Here is a 21602-nt window from a genome sequence, read left to right on the forward strand (position 1 = left end):
CTGGACGAATCAGCACCAACTTTGGACCCAATGAAACCCACGATTTCCTACCATGAAGATCCCATCCTCGTAGTTATCTGACTCATGGAGCCTGACATGTACGACATGAAAAAACTCGCACGACTCAAGAAGCTGGACGAACTAGCACCGGATTCGATGCAGCAACTCTCGAACTTCGATACTGCGGTCTTCAGGGAAGGAGCGCTGTCGAGTGTTCACAAGCAACTTATTGCGGTTGCGGTTGCCCTCACGACCCAATGTCCATACTGCCTGGAGCTTCACGCGAAAGCGGCGCGAGACGCAGGCGCAAGCGACGAACAATTGGCAGAGGCTGCCCTCGTAGCGGCTGCGATTCGCGCCGGCGGAGCCATTACTCATGCAACGCATCTTTTTGGTGGATGACCTGCAGCGGCGCCCCGAGGGGGTGTAACTGTTTCTGAGTCGGCTGGAGTCGTCGCCCGGCGGCACATAGGGCGCACCATTAGCCATGCTCATACAAGAATCCGCCATGCATATACTTGGTTGCTTCGGCGCCCAGCGTGAGCACGCGGGTGCCGCTCGGCAATCCGCGCGCTCGTAGTTGAGAAAGCGCCAGCCAGATCGCTGCAGATCCTGTATTACCAATTTGATGCGCGTTGACGAATATCTTCTTAAGTGGAATGTCGAAATGCGCTGCAAGCTGCACGCCAATGCGCCCGTTTGCTTGATGCGGAATGATCCAGTCAACCGTGCCTGGTGTAACCCCTTGGCAAGCCGCCGCGGCCAAACCTTCTTCGAGCAGCCCTGCTCCAGTCTCCGCAATCCGGCCGTAATCATGGCTGAAGCTGAGCGGCGAAGAGGCAAACGCGGCACAATCGGAGCCGCCAGTGCGCATCTCCAGCCCGGGGGACTTGCCCAAACCAATGGAGCCGAACCAACTTGCCCGCAATCGATGCGGCCCCTGATCCGAAGGCGCCAACACGATCGCTGCCGCGCCGTCGCCCATCTGTACGAGACTGACTCGCTGGTCCCGGTCAGTCGCAGCGCGGGCCGGATCAAAAAAGAGCGAGCCGGTCTCCGATCCCACAATCGCCACCGGTCGCGCACCGGCGGGCGTCAGCAGCCCGAAGGCGATCACCAGTGCGTTTGCGAATCCGGTGCACGCCTGGCGCAGTTCGAGATGCGGCCCAGCGTAGCCAAGTTCATCCGCCACCAGCGCGATATTGGACGGCAATGGCTGCGCCGGCGTGGCGGTATGGCCGATCAAATAACCGAGATCACCCGCTGTAAGCCCCGCCTCGTCGAGTGCGATGCGTATGGCGTTTGCCGCAAGTTCGGGGTTGCGTGCGCCAGGTTCAGGAGCCTCGACGCGGGCCCGGAACGCGCGGCTGATATGACGCGTCTCAATTGCCAGCCGCCGCGCCGTTGCGCTTATCGCGCGCGAAGACAGCCCAGGTGCGAACGGGGCCACCAGGTCAAATAATTGTTCGTTACCGACCGGTGGCCCAGGTAAAGAAAAGCCTGTGCCCAGAACAGCAACACTGCCGTTCGCGTACCAATTCCGGGTGGATGCTGTCGTCATAGCAAGCCATTCGGCAAGCGCGCGACATGGCGGATGAGCGCGTCTGGATCAATACGAAGTCCTTCGAATGCCGCGCCTCGCAGGCGCAATAATTCCGCGAGCGACAGCCGTGCGGCCGCGGCAGCGTGGTGCATTCGATCGCTTGTTCCGAGTGCGCGGACAAGGGTTCTCGCCACTGCAACATGACGCGCCTCATCATGACGAATACGCTGAAACAGTTGGACGATCACTTCATCATGCGCGAGCGCTGCGCGAGACGCGATCAGGCGGGACAGAATTGTACAAGCGGCCGCATCGATCGCCGCAATCCGCGCGAGATGCAGCGCCCGCCCGTGGGCCGCCAGGTGGATATGGAATCGGCGCGCGGCGCGGCGGAGTTCTGCCGCATCCTGGGACGGTGGCAGCATGACAGCGAGTTGCTGCAATAGCGATTCGTGAACATGTTCCTCCATTTCAATTCGCCGCAACGCCATAGTCGTTTCAGTGTCGCTGCCCGCTTGATCGGCCAGCCGATGAAAGGCGATCGTCGCAGCTTCCTCGCCGCAGCTAAGTAATGGCAAAACATCTGCCAGGGCTTGGGCGGTGAGATGATCGAGGCGCGGTGCAGCCACATAGGGTACTGGTAGGGCATCTGCTGGGCGCGACAAGACAAAGCACACGCCTGAAGCGGAACTCACGGCAACCTGTTCCACCTTGTTCACGGCAACGCGCATTTGCAACGTCCTGTCTAAAATTGGCCAACATGTCGGTCTGACGTCCTTGGTCGCCTCAACCTGGAACGACGACGCCAGGAACCTCTTTACAATTTCCAGATATGAAAGCCGAGGTTCGGTCTGTCGAGAGGTCCCGAAAGATTTAAATTCTTCAAAATCGGGCGACCAGATCAGTCAGCCATTGCGGCGAGATAGCGAGAGCGACTCCTTCAAGCTGGTGATCAAGCCCCGTAATGATTAGCAAACCAACCGCGATCAGCAAGCCGCCGAGCATCTGCTTACTGCTTCCTCCAACACGCATCAATCTGCCGCGCCACCGACTCAACATGCTACGTGCCGCGACTGCGAGGGCGAGCAATGTCGACGCGATTCCAAGTCCAAAGGCCAGCATCACTAGAGCGGCTTCACTCAGATTCTTTCCCTGACTGGCAAGTACCGTCGCTGCACCGAGCGTCGGCCCGACACAAGGACTCCAAACCAGGCCAAGCAACGCCCCGATCGCGGCCTGGCCGATGAGGCCATAGCGGTCCAATGCCGTCTGGCTGTGGCTCGCCCAGTTGGCGATCGGGGCGACGATCCGGTTGAGCAAAACCTGGGCGCGATCGACCAGCGTCACAATCCCGATCAGGATCAGAGCTACTGCGCCGATGAAACGGACGAGATCGGCGTCTGGGGCAGCGGAGACTCCTGATGCCGCAAGAGCGAGACCCAACGATGTGAATGACAGGACCAGTCCACCCGTGAGTGCGAACGGGCCGAAGCGGTCTCTTTGCGCCGCACTCCCCAGCACGATCGGGACGAGCGGAAGCACACATGGCGAAAGGATTGTCAGTGCGCCTGCCGCAAAGCCCAGCGGCAGCAGGTCTAGAGCCGCGGACATGGCTACTGCACAGCACTTGTGAGCAATGTCTGGATCTTCCCGGGATCTGTCTGGAAGATGATGCGACCCGTCTCGGTCGCGCCCTTGAACGCAATCAATGTACCCTGTCTGGAAACGCCGAAGCGTTTCAACTCGGACTTTTGACGATCGTAGTTGAGCTCGAAAACGATGAGCTTGTCGTACGCTGGCGCGGCGACAATCTTCTTGATCGTATGCCTTTGTGATGCACATACAGGGCACCACCACGCGCGAACGTCGATAAGCACCGGCTCGCCAGCGGCTTGAGCGGAAGCGAATGCTGCGGTATCGAATTCGCTAAATTCGGCAGATTGAGCTGCTGTAGAAAGTAACATTGCCGTGCTCAATACGGCCACGGGGCGAAAGATGTTCATGGGGACACTCCCTGGGGCATTGCACTGTCAATCCGGAGTGATTGGTCCGCCAGTCACTTCGTACGTCGTCGCTGACACGGTTGCTCTGGCTTCTAAAATGGACGAACGGCGACTCTGACTGGTAATTCGCCATAGCTTCGGCGCCGGTTACAGCAGTTCGACTATTTTTATACTTCCTCTACGCCGTAAAGTGTTCTCGCACATGGGCGAAGACGAGCTGACCGAGCCAGATCCTGGCGATCAAAAATCGGCCAAGGCGTACAAACGGTGCACGCGGCTAAGCGGAAACCGATGACGCGTTTGAAAATGTCTCGAATCATGGTGATACGAGAACTCAGTTAGTGAAGGGCACCCATGTGCAGGTATCAACGGCGCGAGGCCCCGCGGCCGGTTTTCGGCGTGAACCTGCGGCGCATCGGGATGCGAAGCGGCGCCGTTGGACTGCAATGACCGGCTCGGGATCGGAAAGCCGATCTTAAGGCTCTCCTCAGCTGCATCAATGACCGCGGTAGAGCCCTTGAGGACCGTCGTCCTGTCCGTGGAACGGACGTCGGCTGCCCGAGCGCGAAATCGAGGATTCGGGCACACCGCCGACAGCGCTTTGCGTCTCGGCTGCCGTGTTCTGCTCCTCAGCGAGCGTGCGCGCGCTCGGCCCGCCTTGCGACGACGGCGCGCCGACCTCAGGGCGATAAAACGGGGCAGGACCATAGCCGCTTGCGAAAGCGGGAGCAGCAAGCGAAGCGATAGCTGCAAGCAACAGCGTGGCGATGAGCTTGGACTTCATGACGACCTCCAAAAAAACTGTGATTGCTGGAATGCGCCTGGATCGGATCTGATGCACTTGCATTCCGGAAAGTAATTCGGAGAAGCTCAAGAACGGGTTACAGCACGTCTGAAATCTTTTGCGCTTCAGTCGACGGCTGACGTTCACCGCGCGACTTGCCAACTAGTAGAACATCCCGTAAATAGATTGACTAATTAACTGCCTTGTTTATCACGGCGGATGGTGTCATGTTGCGGTTGTGCGTGCCGCGGACGCTCGAGCGCCCGGCAAAAGTTTTCGGTCAGCTGTAACCGAACGCGGTCGCCATCCGAACTAGCTTTAGTCATTGCAGGTAGAACGATATGGAAACCGACCGTCTGGTCTCGCTGCTAGCCGCCGACGTCACGCCCGTCGATCCGCATGCGGGTGCACGGCGTTTCAGCTGGGCGCTGCTCGCCGGCGCGATCGGCGCAACGCTGCTCATGTTGATCTTTTACGGTCCTCGGCCCGATCTGCGCGAGATGCTCGTCACGCCGCTCTTCTGGGCCAAGGTGGCGTTCCCGGTCGCGCTCGCCGCAGGCTCGCTTCTCGTCACCGCGCGTCTTGCGCGGCCCGGCGCTGCCGTGCGCCCGGCATGGGCAGGGATTGCCGTTCCCGTCGGCGTCGTCTGGCTTGCGGGCCTGGCCGTGTTTTGGCTCGCGCCTTCCGCGCAGCGCGCCGAACTGCTTTTTGGCCATACCTGGCGAACTTGCCCGTTGAACATCGCCTTCCTTTCGGTACCCGGCTTCGCTGCGGCGCTTTGGGCCGTGCGCGGGCTCGCGCCGACGCGGCTGCGGCTCGCGGGCGCGGCCGCCGGCGCGCTCGCAAGCGCTACCGGGACCGTCGCCTATAGCCTCCATTGTCCGGAAATGGGGGTGCCGTTCTGGGCCGTCTGGTACGTCATCGGCATGGCGCTTCCCGCCGTGGCGGGCGCGCTTCTCGGGCCGCGATACCTGCGATGGTAGAAGGACCACCGACCGTGCATTCGACAGAGATGCGACTGAGAGCCCTGCTCATCAGCAGCATGAGCGGCGACGCCGTGGCCTACCACACTTTCCTGAGCGAGCTGACGCGCCACTTGCGCGGCTACCTGCGCAAACGCATTCCTCAGCTCACCGACGACGTCGAGGATCTCGTCCAGGAGATCCTGCTTGCCGTCCACAATGGACGCCACACCTACCGGCCCGAGGAGCCGCTGACGGCGTGGGTTCACGCGATCGCGCGCTACAAGCTGATGGATTTCTTCAGGGCACGGGCGCGCCGCGAATCGCTGCACGATTCCATCGACGATCACCTCGACATCTTCTGCGCGCCGGACGACGAACCATTGGCGGCACGCCGCGACATCGGCAAGCTGCTCGATCAGCTGCCCGACAAGCAGCGCTTGCCGATTCTGCATGTGAAGCTCGAGGGTCTGTCGGTCGCCGAGACCGCGCAGCTGACAGGGCTCTCGGAATCGGCCGTCAAGGTCGGCGTGCATCGCGGCCTCAAGGCACTCGCGGCCAGGCTGCGCGGGGTTGCTTAAGTTGTTGCGTGCCTGAAGCCAGCAATTCTCCGTCACCCCGACACCTGCACTGCAGCCTCACGAATCGAAAGATTCGTTCGCTGTAACCCGGCATCGATATCCGGCGAATTAACTGGCGTATCCGCCACGGATACCTTCCATCCCGACTATTGGAGAGATTTCATGTCCGCAAAGATCAATGTCAGTGCCGCCCTGCTGGCCGGCGCAGTTGCAGGCCTTCTCGCATCGGCGGCGCATGCCGCGCCGCTCACCAAGGCGGAAGAAAGTGCCGCTGTCGCGGCTCACAAGGAAAAGTGCTATGGCGTCGCGCTGAAGGGGCAAAACGATTGCGCGGCCGGCCCGGGCACGACCTGCCAGGGTACATCGGCGACCGACTTCCAGGGCAACTCGTGGAAGTTCGTTCAGGGTGGCACGTGCACGAACATTCAGGTGCCGGGCGGCGGCCACGGCTCGCTCACGCCGACCTGATCGCGCAAACGACAAGAGGGACGGGACGACCATGAGCGATTCCACCAGATCAGCGGCGGCGAATTCGCCTGGCCGTTCCCGTGGTCCGGCGCCCGGCGCAACCGGGCTTGCCGGCACCAGCTTCAAGCACGTACACCTCGCCGCGATTCTCGAAGACGGCCTGCAAGACGGATTCTTCGAGGTTCATGCCGAGAACTACATGGGCGCGGGCGGACCACCGCATCGCGCGCTTGCCGCGATCCGCGAGCGTTACCCGATCTCGCTTCACGGCGTGTGCATGTCGATCGGCGGGCCGGACGCGCTCGACGTCCGTCACCTCGCGCGCTTTCGCGAACTGGTGGAGCGCTACGAACCCACGCTCGTTTCCGAACATCTCGCGTGGTCCTCGCACGGCGGCACGTTCTTCAACGACCTCCTGCCCCTGCCGTACACGAAAGCCACGCTCGACAAGGTGTGTGAGCACATCGACCAGGTTCAGGAAGCCATCGGGCGTCCGATGCTGCTCGAAAACCCGTCCACGTATGTCGCCTTCGCGTCGTCAACAATGAGCGAGCCGGATTTCATCCGCACAGTCGCGCAACGGACGGGTTGCGGTCTGCTGCTGGACGTCAACAACGTTTTCGTCTCGGCGGCCAATCATGGCTATTCCGCGCGCGCCTACCTCGCGGAATTTCCGCTCGAATACGTGGGCGAAATACATCTGGCCGGCCACAGCGAGCAGCATGACGACGAGAACACACTGCTGCTCATCGACAGTCACGACCGGGCCATCGCTGATCCGGTCTGGGATCTTTACCGGCATGTCGTGGCACGCACCGGGCCAATACCGACGCTGATCGAGTGGGACAGCCATCTTCCTGCGTGGCCGGAACTGCGGGCGCAGGCGTTGGCGGCTCGATGGATCGTCTCGGAGCACGAAACGCTACTCGTGGAAAACGCCGGCCATGAAGCCTGAGTATCTTCCTCTCGAATATGCGGCGGCGTTCGCGCCGGGTTTGACGAATCCGGAGACGACGGCGCCCGAAGACGTCGTGGCCGCGCGCGGAAAAGGCGTGGTCAAGCGGTACAACGTTTATCGCAACAACGTCACGGTCAGCCTCATCGACGCGCTGGCCGCCATCTATCCCGCGGTCCAGCGCATCACGGGCGTCGAGTTCTTCCGCGCGATGGCGCGCTCTCACGTCCGCGCCACGCCGCCGGATTCGCAGCTGTTGTTCGAGTACGGGCGGGATTTCCCCTCGTTCATCGAGTCGTACGAATACGCGCGCGACATGCCCTGGCTCGCGGATACGGCGCGCATCGAACGCGCCTGGCTCGACGCGTATCACGCGGCGGATGCCGCGACGCTCAAGGCTGAGACTTTGGTGAGCGTCGATCCGTCATCGCTGGCGCAGGTGCGATTCGTCCCGCACCCTGCCGCGCGAATCGTGCGGTCGCGCTATCCGGCCGTCGCGATCTTCGCGATGAACCGCACGGACGGCCCCGTTTCCCCGCTGTGTTCGAGCGATGCGGAAGACGCGCTCGTCACGCGGCCGGACCAGAACGTGATCGTGTCGCGCCTGCCGGTCGGCGGCGCGGCCTTCCTCATCGCGCTCATCAAGGGCGAGTCGCTCGGGGCCGCGGCCGAAGCGGCCTTCGACGAGACTGATTCCTTCGACCTGCCGGCCAATCTGGCAGCGATGATTTCAGCCGGCGTGTTTGCCGGCTTCCAACAGAGGGAGTAATCAAGATGTCGACTCGACAAGAGACCAGACTGTCCTTCACGGGCATCGTCGCGAATGCAATTGTGCGGGCACAACGCCTCGTCGAACGACTCGCGCAACCATGGTTCGTGCAACTTGTGCTGCGCATTGCGCTGGCCGTGCCGTTCTGGAAATCGGGCATCCTCAAATGGCGCGGTTTCCTGCAACTTAACGATACGGCCATCGACCTCTTCACCGATGAATTCCATCTGCACCTGCCGGGTGGCCCGTATCCGTTTCCGGCGCCGTCCGTCTTCGCCTTCCTTTCCGCTTGCGGGGAGGTTACGTTTCCGGTGCTGCTCGTGCTCGGCCTCGGCACGCGGTTCGCCGCTGCGGGTCTGCTACTGATGACTTGCATCATCGAATTGACCGTGCCGGACGGCTGGCCGATTCACATCACCTGGGCAGCCATGGCGCTGGGAATCGCCGCGTGGGGACCGGGTCTGATTTCGATTGACTATCTGCTTGGAGACCGTGCGAACAGGTCATGAAAACGCGAGATCTGGTCACCCGGCTAGCCAGCGACATCTCGCCGGTCGAGCGCGACGCCGTCCCCAAGCTGCTCAATCGCGCGCTGATGCTCGGCCTCGCCGGCAGCACGGTCCTGCTGGTCGCGCTGTACGGGGTCCGAAGCGACATGCCGGAGCTGATCCTCACGACGATGTTCTGGGTGCGCCTTGTCTTCCCGCTCGCGATTATCGCTGCGGCCATGAAACTCGCGGAACGGCTCGGACGCCCCGGCGCGCCGCTCAAGTTCGCCTGGTTCGCCGTCGCGCTGCCCATCGTCACGATGCTGCTTGCCGCCGGAAGTATTCTGATGGCAACGCCGCCGGGCTACCGGCTTCAGCTGATGCTCGGGACGACATGGCGCACCACGACGGCGAGCGTCGTGATGCTGTCTTTTCCGTCGCTCACCGCCATGATGCACGCCATGAAGCAGCTCGCGCCTACCCGCCTCGCGCTGGCCGGCGCGGGCGCGGGCCTGCTGGCCGGCGCACAGGGGTTGCTCGTTTACTCGCTGTATTGCTCGGAGATGGCCGTGCCGTTCTGGGGCGTCTGGTACGTGCTCGCGATCGCGATTACCACCGCCATCGGTGCGGCCATCGCGCCGCATTGCCTGCGTTGGTGACGTTCGCGGTTTGCGGATGGCTTCGGCGCATTCGCCGCCCGATTGGATTCGCGCCGTTAGAGGTCGAGGACCGGTTCGCAGCGACCACTTGCCGGCGGAACCTCCGCCCAGCCTGCGCAAGTGAAGTTCGCGCCGGAAGGCAACGAATTGCTGGTGACCGAAAAGGGCACACAACTCATTGACACGTATTCCGTCGGCTTCACCGGCTACGCCTCGACTCCAACACCCCATGCCTCAAACGGCGTCACGCCGTTCGGCTTTTCCATCACAATCCGAGGTTATGCGATCGTCTCCGAAGCCGGGTCCGGTTCGGTTTCCTCATATGAAGTCGAGGACGGCAAGCATCTTACTTCGATCAGTGCAGCGATTCCCCTGGGCCAGTCCACCCCCTGTTGGCCTGTCACAACCGGCGACGGACGTTTTGCCTATACCGCCAATGCCGGTAGCGGCACGATCAGCAGTCTGCGGATTGCGGCGGATGGTACGCTAAGCTTGCTCAATCCATCTGCAGGTACGCTTAGCGCTCCCCTCGACATGGCGCTCAGCAGTCGCAGCAAATTCCTCTACGTGCGGGAGGGCAACGGCGCTGTAAGTGGCTTTCGCGTGACGCCTGACGGCACACTCGAGCCGCTTGGTTCAGTTACCGGCATACCGCCGGGAGCCCAGGGGATCGCAGCGCGCCAGGCACATCACCCGCAACAGGCGCGCCTGCCAGATTTCTTCCGAGGCCGAAGACAGGGATTCGGACGTGTTCGGCCTTCGACTGGCTGCCGCCTCCGTATCAGCGTCCCGATGCAGCCACGACTCGATCACGTCATGCCCGACCCATGCTCGTGCCCGCGAGCTCTCGTTGAGCCACGCCCCGGCACTGTCGATTGCCCGTGTAGCGCATTGAAGGACGGTGCATGGGTGCAGTCCGACGTGAGCGGCCGTTTTGTGCAGAATCGTACCCGAGGCGATCGGCCGAAGCCGACCCACAACTGCCGTTCGGACCGCTACAACTGCAATGACAGCTTCCGGGGCACAACGGACAACCACCCAGTCGGTAACTCATCGACCAATGCGGTCATTGAGCCGATCGCCGGCCAAGGGTCGCCATCGGCCCCCAAAGCGACCCTTCCGATTTCCCGAGGGTAGTCGTTCATCTCGTCGAGTTGTCTGTCAAGCACACGGAAACGGACGGACAGTGCAACCGCCGTTGGACGGCGAGGCAATTCAGGAGCCTCTCTTACTTTTCTTTCTTCTTCCGAATCTCGGCCTCTTGCGCCCGGCTTACAGCAACCCGCGAGAGGGATGGTCCTGACGTGGAGACACTTATTTCCCAATACCGAGAAGGAATTCGCGATCGGGTTCCGGCATTGAATTGAGCCATTCCGATTCAGCTCCAGGTGCGGGCAACACCTTACCGTACTCAACCATCTGGGACGGCGGTAACTCAGAGAGATACACCCAAACGGAGCGCTTTTCGGCGCCCGTCGCGTTTGCGACAAGCGTGACGAGAGCTTCGAGCAAACCCCTCTTCTGATCCGCGCTTCTGCCCGCACGGATCTGTCCTTGAACGAATAACTGATCCGACACGAGCGGTGCTCCGCCGAGGAAGTGATCGCCAGCCGGAATGGCCTGAAAAATCACTTGCGCGAAGAAACCTTGCGCGCCGGTCGCCTCGCTGTGTACGCGCGTAATGTCTCGCGCGATCTCCCGCTTCTGTTGATCGGTAAGCCGCCCAGCGGGCGCCATCACGGTATAAGTTGGCATGCTGCTCTCCTGTCGCGATTGCACGCTACGTTGCGGATTTGCAAATCTCGAATTAGGGCGATGGATACGCCTCGTCCCTCACGGCCACGACGCGATATCTCAAGGAATCTGTTTCCGCGCCGGAAAATCGGTGACTCGGAATTAATGCGTCTTGCTATCGACAGATTGTGACCCATTCAGCGTTACCGATCCATCGATCGAGATGCGTTGATCCCGCTCTCCGTAAAGCACCGCGTGCATCTTCGACCGGTCGAGCTCCCCCTCCCACGCCGACACCACGACAACCGCTACTGCATTGCCAATGACGTTCACTAACGAGCGGCATTCCGCCATGAAGCGATCGATACCCAGGATGAGCACCATTGCTGCCACAGGAACGGTAGGCACAACCGCAAGACTTGCCGCAAGCGCAACAAAACCTGCACCGACAACCTTTGGACGTGAGCATGGTTACAGCCAGGAGCGTCAATTCCTGACCGGTCGTCAGATGTATATTCGTCGCCTGGGCAAGGAACAGAACGGCGAGCGTCATATAAATGTTGGCGCCGTCAAGGTTGAACGAGTACCCGGTAGGCACGACCAGACCAACCACCGCTTTCGAGCAGCCCAGTCTTTCCAGCTTCTGCATCAATTGAGGAAGCACCGCTTCGGACGTGCTCGTTCCAAGCACAATTAACAGTTCATCCTTCAGATAGGCGAGAAGCCGGAACACGCTAAACCCCGCCATCCTGGCAACAGTCCCAAGCACCACTGCAACAAAGATGAACGCCGTCACGTAGAACGTCAGGATCAGCTTGAAGAGCGGTATCAACGATGCAATTCCGTACTTCCCGACGGTGAACGATATCGCACCGAATGCACCGGCAGGCGCAGCTTTCGTGATGATCTTGACCAGAGAGAAGAACACTGCAGACAGCTTTTCAATCATGGCCGTTACGCCGCTTGCCTGCTCCCCCGCCGCAGAGATCGCAATGCCGAACATGATGGATACGAAAAGGATGGGCAGCGTGTCGCCCTTGGCAAACGCATCGAAGAACGACACGGGAATGATCCCGAACAGAAAGCCGGTCAGCCCGTCGAGATGTTCCGACTGGCTGACGAAGCCTGCAATCGCCCGTGTGTCCAGCGACGCGACCAACACATTGAACCCGTCGCCAGGATGCAGCACATGGCCGGCCAGCAAGCCGATCGCCAAAGCAATGGATGACACGACCTCGAAGTAGACCAGCGCCTTTCCACCGACGCGTCCCACCTTTTTCAGATCGCTCATGCTGCTGATGCCCGTCACCACCGTACAGAAGATCACCGGTCCGATGATCATGCGAATGAGCCTGATGAATGCGTCCCCGAGCGGCTTCATTGCGGTCGCGTACTGCGGGTACAGGTGACCGAGCAGAACGCCAGCGGCAATCGCCAGCAGCACCTGCACGTACAGAACTTTGTAGAAGGGTTGTCTCATGATGTCGTTTTCCGTTAGCTCGTGGTCTTCTGCCGGGCCTGATCCAGTGCCAGCCTGATATCCGTTGCCCGGACAGGTAGGTGGCGCATCCGCACGCCCACAGCGGCAAAAATCGCGTTGCCGATCGCCGGTGCGACCACGGTAGTCGGAGGTTCGCCAAGTCCGACAGGCGCCTCCGTGCTGTCCACAAAGGCGATGTCCATGTCCGGAACGTCCGCCATGCGCAGCGGCGTATAGGTATCCAGATTCAGATCCTTCACATACCCATCTTCGAATCCGGTGCCTTCGTAGAGCGCCATGCTCAAGCCCCACAACGTCGCGCCCTGGGCCTGCGCCATGGCACCATCGGGATCGATGATCGAGCCCGCATCGATCTCCATCCACAACTTTTGCACCGTTACGTGTCCCGTCTGCCGGTCTATCTTGACCTGCGCCACGCACGCACACCATGTCGGCATTGCGCGCTCCTGTCCGAACGAACTGGCAAGGCCGAGACCCGTGTCGGGCGGCATCGCGCGTCCCCAACCCGCACGCGCTGCCACGCGCCGGATGACGTTGGCCTGCCGCAGCGCGCCACCCGTCGAACTCGGCGCGGCGCCGGCGTTCCGGCCCGCGCCTGTGAGGTGCGCGAGACGCAGCGCCACGGGATCGATTTTCTGCACATGCGCGACCTCGTCCATGAACGACTCGACCGCCCAGTTCGTCCATCCTGGCGCGACTGCACGCAACCACCCCGGACGAAAGCTCTTTTGTGCGAGATCGTTGTTGACTGCACGGACCCGCAGTGCGCCCACGTCGTACCAGTGGTCCGCGCCCGAGATCGAGAACGGATCGTACGGTGCACCATTGGTGCCCTTCTGCATGTTTCCCGGAAACACAGTCAGACTGGGCCAGCCTGCAACCGCGACGTGTTCCATCGCCACGATCTTTCCATCGTTATTCCAGCCAAGGCGTAGCCGCTGTAGCGTGGGCGAGCGCAGCGAGTCGAGCCGCGTGTCGTCTTCGCGGGTCAGCACCATCTTGAACGGACGTTCCAGCGCTTTCGCGGTCAGCGCCGCAGGAACCGCGTAGTCGCCGTTTAGCCTTCGGCCGAAGCCGCCGCCTATCAGGTACGTCCGCATGACAATGCGTTCTACCGGAACCTGAAGCGCTTTGGCGAGGACGGGCAGAATGAAGCCCTGCGCCTGATTGCCGGTGTGAATTTCGAAGACGCCGTCTTTCTCGAACGCGACGGCGTTGACGGGTTCGAGTTGAAAATGCAGCACACCTGTTGTGGTGTAAGTGCCTTCGAGCGTCTTGGCTGCTCGTGCGAGGCCACCGTCGACATCACCTCCGCCTGTGTCGAGCAGCGCGCCCTGGCTCCTGTCAGCCACCAGCGCTGCGGCATGGTCGAACAGATCCTTTTCGGATACCGTTGCCGTGTCGCCAACCTGCCACTTCACCTTCACGAGATCGACCGCGCGTAGCGCCGCGTAGAAGCTGTCCGCTATCACCATAACCCAGCCAGGTACCGTTCCGGACGGATCGTCCAGCGCCACGCTACGCAGGTAGCCTTTGACGCCTCGCGCAGCACTGTCGTCGATCGAGAGCACCTTCGATCCGTAGCGTGTGGGCGGTAGCTTCGGCCGACCGTAGACCATGCCTGGCACGTCGACGTCGATGCCATAGACCGCCGCGCCGATGGTTTTGTCGGGAACGTCGAGCGCCCGGGTCGGCTTTCCGATCAACGTACGATTGGCGGCGCCTTTGATCGGCAGCGCTTTCAGCTCGTCAGCGGAAAAGCGGCGTCCGAGGTTGCCGCGGCGCACGATCTCGCCGTAGCTGATTGAACGGCCATTCGCATGGACGGCGCCATTCCTGGCAACACATCGTGCAGCGGACACATCCAGCAGCTTCGCACCTGCTTCGATCAATGCCATACGACCGGCCGCACCCGCCCGGCTAAATACCGGGAACGTCGCCCACACCGATGTACTTCCGCCCGTGACCATGAACCCCCATCTGGGATTGGTATCGACACCCACGATCCGGACCATGGTCCAGTCGGCTTCGAGTTCGTCGGCCAGAATCCGCGCTATGGCTGTGCCGATGTGCTGACCCATCTCGGCCTTCGGGACGTTCACGGACACAACGCCTTCGTGGTCGATCCCGAACCACACGGTCGGCTCGAAGACCGGCTCGCCCGATGTCGCTGATGCTGACGCCGGCGACGCGCCTCCGAACGCATTGAGCGCGAACGCGGCCTGCGAAAAGCCGAAGAACGCGCCTGTGGCAACTGTCGCCACCAGAAAAGAACGGCGCGACAGATTGATGACCGAATCTTCGCCGCCATGCTGGGTCCTGCTCATGCCTTGTTCTCCGCCAGTTCCCGCGCAGCCCGTCTGACTGCTTCCCGGATACGCGAATACGTCATGCATCGGCATAGATTGCCAGTCATCACTGCGTCGATATCCGCGTCGGTTGGATCGGGAAAGTCTTTGAGCATGGCGGCCGCCTGCATGATCTGACCGGACTGGCAATAGCCGCACTGGGGAACCTGCAGTTCTCTCCATGCACGTTGCACGGGATGCTGGCCGTGCGGATCGAGCCCTTCGATCGTCGTGATATCGGCGCCCTCCACGGCACCTAGCTGCGTGACGCACGAGCGCGTCGGGCGACCACCGACATGGACCGTGCACGCACCACACATGCCAATCCCGCAGCCGAATTTGGTGCCTTTCAAGCCGACCTCGTCACGAATGACCCACAACAGCGGTGTTTGCGGATTCGTGTCGACCGTGGCGGGACGGCCATTGATACGAAACGTTGTCATCGAATTTCTCCTGGCCCTGCGGCACGGATCGCTGCAACCTGTTTCCCGAGATCCGGCCACGGCGCTTTGGTCGTTCGGGTACTGCGCAAATAACCGGCGATGCTCGCTACATCGTGGTCCGTCAAGCCACGTGCGAAACCGGGCATCACGATGCCGGCGGCGCCGTCCTTCGCGTTGATGCCATACAGAATCACGCGAATGAGGTTCGACGGATCGTCCAGAAATACGGCGCTGTTCACCCCCAGCTCCGGCCTGTCTGGATTGACGTCGGGCGCCCGGTTGTAATGGCACGAGGCGCACGCGGCGACGAACAGACGGCCTCCCGCACTTGCCATACGGCTACGATCCTGCGCATCGACGTCGAGCGCCGATGACACCGCCGAAGCCGTATGAGCAGCCCTCGCATCGCCGTCGCCGAGCGACTCGACGTAGGTCACCAGCGCCTGCTGGTCTTCGGCACTGAGAGCGCCGAGTCCCTGCGTGACGGGCGCCATCGGCCCTGCCGCTGTTCCGTGATAGTGGCTCGCTCCGGTCGTCAGATAGTCGTGCAGTTCCGCTGACGTCCACGGCACCGGCGCAGGATTGGCCGCGGTCAAAGCCGGCGCGAACCAGCCGTCGACCGATGCACCCTGATAGAGACGACTCGTGAGTTCGTCGCCCAGCGGACCGCGCGGCGTGTGGCAGGCGGAACAGTGGCTCAGCCCCTCGGCGAGATAAGCGCCGCGATTCCAGGCGGGCGATCGATCGTCTCGCGGTTCGAATCGCTCCGGATGGAAAAACAACAGCTTCCATCCCGCCTGAAGCGCCCGGATGCCAAACGGAAACGGCATCTCGTTCGGATGGTTCTCTGCGTGCACGGGCTGCTGTGTCATGACGAATGCGTACAGCGCGTGAATGTCCTCGTCCGACAGCCTGGTGAAGTGGTCGTAGGGAAAGGCGGGAAAAAGATGCGACCCGTCGCGCGCCACGCCTTCACGCATGGCGCGGAGAAAGGCTTCTTCCGACCACGAACCAATGCCCGTCTCGCGATCCGGTGAGATGTTGGTGGAGTAGATGGTGCCGAAGCCCGTCTTCATTGCGTAGCCGCCGGCAAATGACCTGCCGCCCATGACCGTATGACAGCTCGCGCAGAATCCCGCAGCGGCAAGACGCGCGCCTTGCTGTATCAAAGCGGGCGAAAAGCTCGACGGGTCAGGTGTCGGCACTTCCGAAAGTGCCGGCCTCCAGGCGAATGCAATAAATCCGCACACGCCTATGACAAGCACTGCCGCTACCCACGCCCCGACGCGCCTCATACGACGACGCTCCGATCGTGGCGCTTCTTGCGGCGATGTATCCTGATCTCTCGACATTGCATCCCTCTCCAACCGTTGGCGTGTTCACCGACGAGTTTCACCGGAGGATTAAAGGAACCTGAGGAACCGGAACGGCGACCGCCGCAGGCGCCCCCAGAAACCTGTTGCCACTACCTTAGATGACGCCGGTGCCTCAAACCATGTCGAATAAGCAGGGTTTTCAGGTCATCGGGAAACCCATGAAAAAAGGACCGGATACAACGCATCCAGTCCTTTCACGAACTTGCTCGATAACCTGGATCAGTTCGTGCGCGCTTTCAGTTTCGCCACCAGGACGTCACCGAATTCCGGTGCCGACATCGGCTGCTGACCCGTAATCAGTTCGCGATCGACGACCACGTTGCTGTGCCAGTTCGCGACCGTATCGACATGCGCGCCCGCTTCTGCGAGTGCATTCACGGGATAGAACTGAACATTGCCGCCGAGACCGTTCGGGCCTTCGAGTTGCTGCTCTTCACCCGTGGAGAACACGGTCATGCGATAACCGGCATACGGCCAGCCTGCAGCGAGTGAATTCGCCTTACCATCATTGGCGATCATCGATCCGACGAAGGCGTCCGGGTCCTTCAGCGTGGACAGCAGCACGATGGGTCCGTGGCAGATGATTCCAGTCGGACGGCCGCTGTCATGGAAGCTGACCAGGATCTTGCCGAGATTGCGGTCCTTCAGCAGATCCACCATCGGGGCGTGGCCACCCGGAATGAAGAGCCCGACATAGCCGCCTGTTCCCTCGGCGACCACCGAAGCGAGCGTCTTGGGTTGCTTCAGCTGCGCGATGCCTTGCGCGTACTTCAGTGCGTCAGCGCGCGCCGCGTCATCGCCGCCAAAAAACATCTTGTTGTTCGAATTGGCGTCCATGACGGGCATGTCGCCTTTCGGGTTCGCGATGACCGGCTCGTAGCCTGCCTCGACGAGCTTGCGATACGGCACGACGAACTCGTTCAGGTAGTAGCCGGTCTCGTAGTGCTTGCCATCGCGCAGGTCGAGCTCATGCGCGCTCGACATCACAACGAGGACCTTGCCGCGTGACTGTGCCGACGCGCCCACCGGCAATGCAAAGGCACTGGCCATCGCGAACGCAGCAGCGCCGAATTTAAGGAGGTTCATGATCAATCTCTTTCGCATTATGGGTTGGTGGGCTTACTGGGCGGTCGTGGCGTTCGACGTGTAGCGCGGCGCGGCCTTGGCATTCGCGAACCGGGGAGCCAGCGCGCGACGGTCGGCTTCCCACTTCGTCCAGTCGTCGCCATCGTGCAGCGTCGGGATGGTCACGAGTTCGCCCTGATCGAGGCCTGCGAGCGCGGCATCCACCAGATCGTCGGCCGTCATCGTGCTCGCGGCTTCCTTTTGCTTCGCATAGCCGGCGACGTCCCAGAACTCGGTTGCCGTCGCTGCCGGCAGCACGGTCTGCACACGCACGCCCTTGCCTGCGAGGTCGCGCTGAAGCGCATGGCCGAAGCTCAGCACGTACGATTTCGAGGCGCTGTACACACCGTTCAGCAGTTCGACTGCAATGCCGACCACCGAACTGATGTTGATGATCGTGCCCGAGCCCTTGGCGACGAACGCAGGCGCAACCGCGTAGGTGAGACGCGTCAGTGCCGTGATGTTCAGGTTGATCATCGATTCCATGGAGTCGACGTGACCGTCGAGAACCGATGCAACCGAGCCGACGCCCGCGTTGTTCACCAGCATCGTGATGCGCGGGTCTTCGCGAAGCAGGGTCTCGATTTTCGCGAGCGCAGCCTTGTCGTTGAGATCCGCGGCAATCGTTTCGATCGAGCGGCCCGTCTCTTTCGTGAGGCGCTCTGCGAGAGCGTTCAGTCGGGTCTGGTTGCGTGCAACCAGAATGAGGTCGAAGCCGCGCTTGGCGAGACGATCAGCGTAGATGGCGCCAATGCCAGCCGACGCGCCGGTGATCAGCGCGAAACCGTTCGTAGAGGAAGTCATTTTCAGTCCTTTGAGTGGGTGGTTGAACCAACAGGCGTCGGTTCATGGAGCGAATTCTGAGCTCGGTCACCCACGACATCAATGCCATATATGCAATGATTTATGCCATGCCTTCACCTACGCCGCCGCTGTCCGTTCTGTGCTACTTTCAACGAATCAAGCCATGACTCGCGAGGCATCAATGCATACCGTCGGACTTGTCGTCTATCCCAACTTCCAGTCGCTCGCGCTCGCAGTGGCGAGCGTCTTCGAATACGCCAATCTGCTGCGCGGCGAAGCAGCTTACGAATTCAGCATCGTGTCCGAGCACGGTGGACCTATCGCTTCGTCCCAGGGGTTTTCGGTTCATAGCGAACCACTTGCCAAAGAGGGCTACGACACCCTCATCGTGGCGGGCGACAACGAATGCCGCCTGCCTTCGACTGCGCTGGTGGATTACCTTCGGGAAGCGCCGCGCCATTCACGGCGAATTGCGTCGATCTGTACGGGTGCATTTGTTCTGGCTGCTGCAGGTCTGCTGGAAGGAAAGCGCGCAACGACACACTGGTTCCACGCGCGTGACTTCCAGAAGCAGTATCCGAACGTACAGCTCGAAGAAGATCGCATCTTCGTCGTGGATGGACAGATCTGGACGTCGGCCGGCATGAGCGCCGGCGTGGATCTCGCGCTTGCGATCGTCGAAAACGACTTCGGGCTGGACACCTCGCGCATGGTTGCGCGCAAGCTCGTGCTTTATCAGCGTCGCGGTGGCGGTCAGTCGCAGTTTTCGGCGCTGCTGGAGATGGGCGCGCGCTCAGACCGCGTTCAGATGGCGCTCACCTACGCGAGCGAAAACCTGGCGAGCGATTTGTCGGTCGAGCGGCTGGCCGAAGCGGCACGGCTCAGTCCGCGTCAGTTCAGCCGTGTGTTTCGTGAGGAAACGGGTCAATCGCCCGCGAAGGCAGTCGAGCGGCTTCGCGTTGAAGCCGCTCGTCTGATGATGGAGACGACTCGTCACCCGATCGAGATCGTCGCGAGAGAGACCGGCTTTGGTGACCGGGAGCGGATGCGTCAAGCGTTCCTGCGTGCATTCGGTCAGCCACCGCAAACCATACAGCGGGCGTCGGGTGTCACGCCCCTTGCGCTTTAAGCGTAGTTCGCCTTACTGCTCGCCCGGCGTCCACTCCGGGCTATAGCCGCCCAGCGCCGGGTGATACATCTCATCCCCGGAATGCTGGGTGAATTCGACGTTGAGCCGGTCTTCACGCAGGCCGAGAATTTCGATGCAGTGCGCGCACAGCGCTTTGGCCACGTCCATACGCAGTTCGGGCGTCCTGCCCTTTCTGACGTCCAGCATCATGACCGCGACCGGGGTGGGCTCTTCACCGGCTTCGGGAATCCGCCAGACACCGCCATCTCCCAGCTCTCGAATCGCGACGCTGATACGCCTGATGTCGACCGACATCATCCGCGCGTAGGTCTCGCTCATCTTCAGCGCCAGGCGCCGCTTGTCTTCCACTGAATAGTGGTCGTTTACGTCCAGTTGCAGGTAGGGCATAGCGTCAACACTCCTGGAAAGCCCCATTTTTTCACAGGACGCGGTGCCTCTCCAATGTCAGATGTGCAAGGTTTCCGGACACGCAAGTGATTGCGTTCCTTCGCCGTGGATCACTTTCCGGACGCCGCGGGATTGCTTGCGCGAGCGCTTTCATACGCGGTCAGGCATTCATCCGACGCGACGTGATCGGCGAGCGCGCGCAACGCTGCGGCCGATTCCCGCCCGAGTACCGCCTCGACACGCTCGTTGACTTTAGTCCAGTGCATGAACGCTTGACGAACCCGCGCTGCGCCCATGCGCGCTAGCGCGGCAGGTTTGGCCCGCCCATCCAGCTCATCGGGCTGCAGTTCGACCAGGCCGTCTCGAATGAGCTGCCAAAGCGCATGAGTCACGGCGGAAATCTGAATGGCGAGTTTGATCGCCAGGTTAAACGGTCGCTCGCGAGAATGTCGGCCTTATCCGGTCCAAGCAATGACGCGTCCTGCCTCGGTGTAAGCGCGGCGACTACCACGTGCCCTACGGCCTCACGGCCGCGTCAGATCGATCGTTCCGGCGCGGCCAGACAAGCCCGCTTACTGCGCCGTCCATCCTCCGTCGATACGCAGACTCGTACCGGTGATCATTGCGGCAGCTGGAGACGCAAGATACAGCACCGCCGCAGCGACTTGGTGACTTGAAAGCAGACGGCCCATCGGAATCCGGTTGAAGACCCAGCGCTTGAACTGCTCGTTCTCAAAGAACGGCTGCGTCATCGGGGTATCGACGAACGTAGGTGCCACCGTGTTCACGCGTATTCTGGGCGCGAGTTCAACAGCGGCTGCCTTCGTAAGACCTTCCATCGCGTGCTTCGTCATGCAGTACACCGATCGATCAGGTGCCCCCACGTGGCCCATCTGCGACGAAATGTTGATGATGGCACGGTCACCAGTCGCTTCGCATTCGAGCATCTTGCGAACGGCCGCGCGGGTTACCAAGAACGTCGCCCTGACATTCAAGCTGATGACAAAGTCCAGATCCGAAGTTTTGACGTCCGCGAGTCGTGAAGGGATGTTGGTGCCCGCATTGTTGACGAGGATGTCCAGCGTCGGGAGTTCGGAGAATGTCCGCTCTAGTTCGTCATCTTTTAAGAGGTCGCATACAACAGAAGTGCAAGCGCCACCGTTTCGATGGATACTAGCGGCGACTTTATCCAGTTCCCCGGCATCCCTGCTGAGCAGATAGACGTGCGCGCCGGATTCGGCGAGCAAAGAAGCGATGTCCGCACCAAGGCCACGACCCGCGCCAGTCACAACAGCAGTCTTACCATCAAGACTAAAAAGTCCCTTAGACATATGTCCCTCTCTGATTCAAATCCGGTTGATTGATTGTTTCGCTGGCTGCGTCCACACCGTGTGCCCGCCGATTTGTGACAGTCCATTCGGAGGCCGGCGAGCAGAGTCGGGCACGACTAGTTGACCACTGACGATGCGTGGCCCCGCCGATAGGTCGCGACCATCGCCATTTGGTCGTTCGCGCAAAAGAT

24 protein-coding genes and 1 pseudogene are annotated in these 21602 nt (G+C 61.2%); 10 read left to right on the forward strand and 15 right to left on the reverse strand.

The window, feature by feature from the left end:
* Window positions 1-96: 96 nt before the first annotated feature.
* Window positions 97-402, forward strand: a complete 306-nt coding sequence (locus P3T23_RS09435) for a carboxymuconolactone decarboxylase family protein (RefSeq protein WP_429315909.1) — start codon at window positions 97-99, stop codon at window positions 400-402.
* A 79-nt stretch (window positions 403-481) separates the two neighbouring features.
* Here the strand turns inward: P3T23_RS09435 and P3T23_RS09440 are convergent, their stop codons facing one another.
* From P3T23_RS09440 to P3T23_RS09460, 5 genes are all read right to left on the reverse strand, one after another.
* Window positions 482-1561, reverse strand: a complete 1080-nt coding sequence (locus P3T23_RS09440; RefSeq protein ID WP_429315910.1) for a 3-oxoacyl-ACP synthase III family protein — start codon at window positions 1559-1561, stop codon at window positions 482-484.
* A complete protein-coding gene (locus tag P3T23_RS09445) occupies window positions 1558-2274 on the reverse strand; it encodes a hypothetical protein (protein WP_429315911.1) in 717 nt (238 codons plus the stop codon). The genes P3T23_RS09440 and P3T23_RS09445 overlap by 4 nt, the downstream gene beginning before the upstream one ends.
* 151 nt (window positions 2275-2425) lie before the next feature.
* Window positions 2426-3154, reverse strand: coding sequence for a cytochrome c biogenesis CcdA family protein (locus P3T23_RS09450; RefSeq protein WP_429315912.1), 729 nt, complete (start codon window positions 3152-3154; stop codon window positions 2426-2428).
* A gap of 2 nt (window positions 3155-3156) precedes the next feature.
* Window positions 3157-3546, reverse strand: a complete 390-nt coding sequence (locus P3T23_RS09455) for a thioredoxin family protein (protein WP_429315913.1) — start codon at window positions 3544-3546, stop codon at window positions 3157-3159.
* A gap of 496 nt (window positions 3547-4042) precedes the next feature.
* Window positions 4043-4330 carry a hypothetical protein gene (locus P3T23_RS09460; RefSeq protein ID WP_429315914.1) on the reverse strand — a complete coding sequence of 96 codons (288 nt, stop codon included), beginning with the start codon at window positions 4328-4330 and terminating at the stop codon, window positions 4043-4045.
* A 341-nt stretch (window positions 4331-4671) separates the two neighbouring features.
* Here P3T23_RS09460 and P3T23_RS09465 point away from each other — a divergent pair, with 341 nt between their 5' ends.
* From P3T23_RS09465 to P3T23_RS09500, 8 genes are all read left to right on the forward strand, one after another.
* Window positions 4672-5313: a DUF1109 domain-containing protein gene (locus P3T23_RS09465; protein WP_429315915.1), complete on the forward strand. Its 642-nt coding sequence runs from the start codon at window positions 4672-4674 to the stop codon at window positions 5311-5313.
* Entirely contained in the window at window positions 5307-5873 is a 567-nt protein-coding gene (locus tag P3T23_RS09470) for a sigma-70 family RNA polymerase sigma factor (protein WP_429315916.1), read from the forward strand. Before P3T23_RS09465 ends, P3T23_RS09470 begins: the two co-directional genes overlap by 7 nt.
* 162 nt (window positions 5874-6035) lie before the next feature.
* A complete protein-coding gene (locus P3T23_RS09475; RefSeq protein ID WP_429315917.1) occupies window positions 6036-6341 on the forward strand; it encodes a BufA1 family periplasmic bufferin-type metallophore in 306 nt (101 codons plus the stop codon).
* 31 nt (window positions 6342-6372) lie between these two features.
* Window positions 6373-7296, forward strand: coding sequence for an MNIO family bufferin maturase (bufB, locus tag P3T23_RS09480; RefSeq protein ID WP_429315918.1), 924 nt, complete (start codon window positions 6373-6375; stop codon window positions 7294-7296).
* The gene (locus P3T23_RS09485; protein WP_429315919.1) at window positions 7286-8065 is read left to right on the forward strand and encodes an HvfC/BufC family peptide modification chaperone; all 780 of its coding nucleotides are present in this window, start codon (window positions 7286-7288) and stop codon (window positions 8063-8065) included. The genes bufB and P3T23_RS09485 overlap by 11 nt, the downstream gene beginning before the upstream one ends.
* A gap of 5 nt (window positions 8066-8070) precedes the next feature.
* Window positions 8071-8574 carry a DoxX family protein gene (locus P3T23_RS09490; RefSeq protein WP_429315920.1) on the forward strand — a complete coding sequence of 168 codons (504 nt, stop codon included), beginning with the start codon at window positions 8071-8073 and terminating at the stop codon, window positions 8572-8574.
* Window positions 8571-9212 carry a DUF1109 domain-containing protein gene (locus tag P3T23_RS09495; RefSeq protein WP_429315921.1) on the forward strand — a complete coding sequence of 214 codons (642 nt, stop codon included), beginning with the start codon at window positions 8571-8573 and terminating at the stop codon, window positions 9210-9212. Before P3T23_RS09490 ends, P3T23_RS09495 begins: the two co-directional genes overlap by 4 nt.
* Before the next feature lie 120 nt (window positions 9213-9332).
* Window positions 9333-10349: a lactonase family protein gene (locus P3T23_RS09500; RefSeq protein WP_429315922.1), complete on the forward strand. Its 1017-nt coding sequence runs from the start codon at window positions 9333-9335 to the stop codon at window positions 10347-10349.
* Window positions 10350-10526: 177 nt separating this feature from the next.
* Here the strand turns inward: P3T23_RS09500 and P3T23_RS09505 are convergent, their stop codons facing one another.
* From P3T23_RS09505 to P3T23_RS09535, 7 genes and pseudogenes are all read right to left on the reverse strand, one after another.
* A complete protein-coding gene (locus P3T23_RS09505; RefSeq protein ID WP_429315923.1) occupies window positions 10527-10967 on the reverse strand; it encodes a tautomerase family protein in 441 nt (146 codons plus the stop codon).
* A gap of 141 nt (window positions 10968-11108) precedes the next feature.
* Window positions 11109-12426 (reverse strand): annotated as a pseudogene (locus P3T23_RS09510) (dicarboxylate/amino acid:cation symporter).
* 14 nt (window positions 12427-12440) lie between these two features.
* Window positions 12441-14774: a molybdopterin cofactor-binding domain-containing protein gene (locus P3T23_RS09515; RefSeq protein ID WP_429315924.1), complete on the reverse strand. Its 2334-nt coding sequence runs from the start codon at window positions 14772-14774 to the stop codon at window positions 12441-12443.
* Window positions 14771-15238 carry a (2Fe-2S)-binding protein gene (locus P3T23_RS09520; RefSeq protein WP_429315925.1) on the reverse strand — a complete coding sequence of 156 codons (468 nt, stop codon included), beginning with the start codon at window positions 15236-15238 and terminating at the stop codon, window positions 14771-14773. The genes P3T23_RS09515 and P3T23_RS09520 overlap by 4 nt, the downstream gene beginning before the upstream one ends.
* Window positions 15235-16533 (reverse strand): c-type cytochrome, encoded by a 1299-nt coding sequence (locus P3T23_RS09525; RefSeq protein WP_429315926.1) that lies wholly within the window; start codon window positions 16531-16533, stop codon window positions 15235-15237. Before P3T23_RS09525 ends, P3T23_RS09520 begins: the two co-directional genes overlap by 4 nt.
* 300 nt (window positions 16534-16833) lie before the next feature.
* Entirely contained in the window at window positions 16834-17700 is an 867-nt protein-coding gene (locus P3T23_RS09530; RefSeq protein ID WP_429315927.1) for a type 1 glutamine amidotransferase domain-containing protein, read from the reverse strand.
* Between the two features lie 33 nt (window positions 17701-17733).
* On the reverse strand, window positions 17734-18543 hold the full coding sequence (locus tag P3T23_RS09535; RefSeq protein WP_120310692.1) for an SDR family NAD(P)-dependent oxidoreductase: 810 nt from the start codon (window positions 18541-18543) through the stop codon (window positions 17734-17736).
* 181 nt (window positions 18544-18724) lie between these two features.
* Here P3T23_RS09535 and P3T23_RS09540 point away from each other — a divergent pair, with 181 nt between their 5' ends.
* Window positions 18725-19672, forward strand: a complete 948-nt coding sequence (locus P3T23_RS09540) for a GlxA family transcriptional regulator (protein ID WP_429315928.1) — start codon at window positions 18725-18727, stop codon at window positions 19670-19672.
* 12 nt (window positions 19673-19684) lie between these two features.
* On the opposite strand, the gene P3T23_RS09545 is transcribed toward P3T23_RS09540, so the two are convergent.
* The 3 genes from P3T23_RS09545 to P3T23_RS09555 form a co-directional block, all read right to left on the reverse strand.
* Window positions 19685-20080 (reverse strand): tautomerase family protein, encoded by a 396-nt coding sequence (locus P3T23_RS09545; RefSeq protein ID WP_429315929.1) that lies wholly within the window; start codon window positions 20078-20080, stop codon window positions 19685-19687.
* A 110-nt stretch (window positions 20081-20190) separates the two neighbouring features.
* On the reverse strand, window positions 20191-20472 hold the full coding sequence (locus P3T23_RS09550; protein ID WP_429315930.1) for a hypothetical protein: 282 nt from the start codon (window positions 20470-20472) through the stop codon (window positions 20191-20193).
* A 180-nt stretch (window positions 20473-20652) separates the two neighbouring features.
* Window positions 20653-21411 carry an SDR family NAD(P)-dependent oxidoreductase gene (locus P3T23_RS09555; protein WP_429315931.1) on the reverse strand — a complete coding sequence of 253 codons (759 nt, stop codon included), beginning with the start codon at window positions 21409-21411 and terminating at the stop codon, window positions 20653-20655.
* Window positions 21412-21602: the final 191 nt, after the last annotated feature.

This window comes from Paraburkholderia sp. GAS448, assembly GCF_050435685.1.
Lineage (GTDB): Bacteria > Pseudomonadota > Gammaproteobacteria > Burkholderiales > Burkholderiaceae > Paraburkholderia.